A 2,722-nucleotide genomic window follows, 5' to 3' on the forward strand; every position below is an offset into this window, starting at 1 on the left:
ATGACCGCCGCCGGAAACCGGTGGCCGTGATAAAGCGATTTGGTCTTCTTCATCAACACATCTTACCCGGCCACTTCGTCAACGTGACAGCGCCCTCGCATCAAGTGCCACACAGAACACTTTAGTACGCGATCGGCATCATTCAATGAACTTTTAACTCAAGACACTAGAGTTCCGCAACGAAACTGGTGACGTAAAATACTCGTATTTACCCGTCAAAATGCTCTGTGTGAATTGGAGTCCGTATATCCCAAAAATCCAGTCTTCAACCACATAGTTGCCCGTCAGCTCCGTAGGAGACGTCATGTTCCACCCTGGCATTTCAATCCGATTGACGTGTCTCGGACGAACACCCATCGACTTGACTGCGGTAGCATCGGCTCCAAGGGGTATGCTGTCGAACAAGATTAAAGGAAGATTGTCGCTGTTCGAAAGATCGACCTTCGTCAACGTGAACCGCTCGACCGAGTTTGCTTTTCTCGAGAGAAACTTCTCAACGGCATGCACATGCGTCGGAATACCCGGATGGGAATCCCACTTGGCGTAGAAATCGGAACGAAGAATCTGCCAGTCCGCATATTGCGAGTCGAGATCGCCTCGATCAAACGAATTGGCATGTCGGCACTCGTGCGGAACTGGGTAGCGACGAATTCCAATAATCGATGTGAAGTTGTGAAATCCGCCCGGCTTAGTCCGTTGCCTCATTTCCCGAAGCAAGGGAATCCACACGTCTTTCGTCACGAAATGTAACGACGAGTGCGCCATAACTAGATCATAATTTTCATCCGGCACGAAATCCTCGATCCGTTCCTCGATCACATCGATGTTCAACGAATAACGGTCAGCAATCGAATGAAGTTTCTTTACGGCGTTCGAGGAAAGTTCCAAGGCGGTCACCTTGTGTCCCCTGAGGGCAAGAAAGAGCGCATTTCTGCCTTCGCCACAGCCGATGTCTATAACAGTCGAGTTTCGTGGTAGAAACTGTTCAATTTCAAATACCTCAACACTCGGTCCGCCCATCGTCCACACTTTCGCGTCCGAATAACCTTTCTCCCAAAATCGCTCACTGTTGCTCATCGTGGAACATACCTTTCTTCCAGGGTTTTCACATGGTTCGAGAAAAGATGGTGCGCGACCAAATTACTGTATTTGTAACCCTTCTTGGTCAATCGAATCTTGTCATTGGACGGTGGCTCGATGCACCCCTCAGCCTCAAGTGCATCAATTACGTCCAAAAAATCAGAATACAGATTCCGGCCAAACTGTGATGAATAGTATGTCCCAGAAAGTTGGTTCAGCGTAAGGCTGAGGATGAAATATCTCAAGCGCTCTTCGTAAGCATCAAGAACAATCCCGTACCTCACCATGCTGCGTTCGGTGATTTTGAGGTTCGAATAATCTTCAATGGCCTTGCCGACCTCGTTGAGGTCGACCGCGTAGTCGAAGCTGTAGTGGTATTTTCCGTTGTAGCTTCTTGCGCCTGCTCCAATTCCGATCATCGGAACGCCGAGAAAGTCGGAAGTCTCTTGGGCGTACGCGCTGCTATTCTCTGGCAGACGGGTGAACCTAGTGAAGGACTCTTGTCGGTATCCATTCATTTGCATGAACTCGACATTGCTATCGTAGATCGCATACTTGGTCTGGTCGTCGATGTATCGCTCCGGATGCAATCGCTGCTGCTTATGAATCGCTGTGAGAGGTCGGCTAATTGCAGGATACAGTGAGATAGTCACTGGACCTGATGAAACGATGTGGCGGAGCGAATTTTGCCAGCTTTCGTAGGTCTGACCTGAAAGGCCGTAGATCAGATCCAGATTGAAATTTTCGAAACGCTTTCGGATATTTTCTACCGCAGAGATTGTTGTCGAAACCGGGTATGGGCCACCGCTGGCCTTCAGCTCTGCGGAATCCATAGTTTGGATACCCATACTGATTCGGTTCACGCCGTGGCTTTTCAAGAAATCGAGGAGTTCTTCGGACATCGAGTCGGGAGAACCTTCGACACATAGCTCAGCAGAGGACGCAATATTCGGGAATCCGTGTTGAATCGATGAAAAAATCTGTCCGAATTGTTTTTCGTTTAGAATAGTCGGAGTTCCGCCACCAAAATACACAGATACAACTGTCTTCCTTCCCGTGTACTTGGCATAAAATTTGATTTGTTCACATATCTTATCAACATAATTTTGTATTATGTCCTCTGCATCATGGGTCGTTAGAAATAACGTACAGTAAGTACACCTGTATCTGCAAAATGGTATATGGATATATATTGAAGCTGGTCCACGATCACCGGTGTGCCATATTTCCGTAATGCCGATATTATGTAGACTTTTATACGACCTTTTCGAAGGATAACTATATACATACGACTTTAAGTGATTGTTCCTTATAGAATGTCGAATTGAATCCGCGATTTGCTGCATGCTTTTCTCCTAGTCACTTCTGAATTTTCTGACGAGTGCACCAAATAGTGCGTTGTGCGTTATGTGGGCATGAAGACGAAAACTGATGCCCGCAAATTGGACGGTGCCACGCAGGGCCCTCAGGCAATAGTCCCAGACGCAGCAGTTGTGCAAGATGGGCGGCATCGGTGAAGTCGCCACTGTATTTCAGTCCCTCGTACTGCCCACCGCGTTATACACATCTCGGACTACGCGAGTTCATGGCGCAGTCCGCGTAGAGTTTCCGCTGCCGTCATGACGCGCTCCAGACCTTGCCA

Annotated in this window: 2 protein-coding genes; both read right to left on the reverse strand. The window is 48.2% G+C overall.

Annotation, left to right across the window (positions count from 1 at the left end; genetic code table 11):
- Positions 1-153 precede the first annotated feature (153 nt).
- Positions 154-1,077: a class I SAM-dependent methyltransferase gene (locus tag A3CW_RS49895; RefSeq protein ID WP_051482118.1), complete on the reverse strand. Its 924-nt coding sequence runs from the start codon at positions 1,075-1,077 to the stop codon at positions 154-156.
- The gene (locus A3CW_RS0144065) at positions 1,074-2,426 is read right to left on the reverse strand and encodes an STM4012 family radical SAM protein (RefSeq protein WP_028209153.1); all 1,353 of its coding nucleotides are present in this window, start codon (positions 2,424-2,426) and stop codon (positions 1,074-1,076) included. The genes A3CW_RS49895 and A3CW_RS0144065 overlap by 4 nt, the downstream gene beginning before the upstream one ends.
- Positions 2,427-2,722: the final 296 nt, after the last annotated feature.

It is taken from the genome of Paraburkholderia nodosa DSM 21604, assembly GCF_000519185.1.
Lineage (GTDB): Bacteria > Pseudomonadota > Gammaproteobacteria > Burkholderiales > Burkholderiaceae > Paraburkholderia > Paraburkholderia nodosa.

Bases quoted from the DNA above. Each gene is read 5' to 3' on its own strand.
- A3CW_RS49895 (WP_051482118.1), bottom strand. From the start codon at position 1,077: ATGAGCAACAGTGAGCGATTTTGGGAGAAAGGTTATTCGGACGCGAAA.
- A3CW_RS0144065 (WP_028209153.1), bottom strand. From the start codon at position 2,426: ATGCAGCAAATCGCGGATTCAATTCGACATTCTATAAGGAACAATCAC.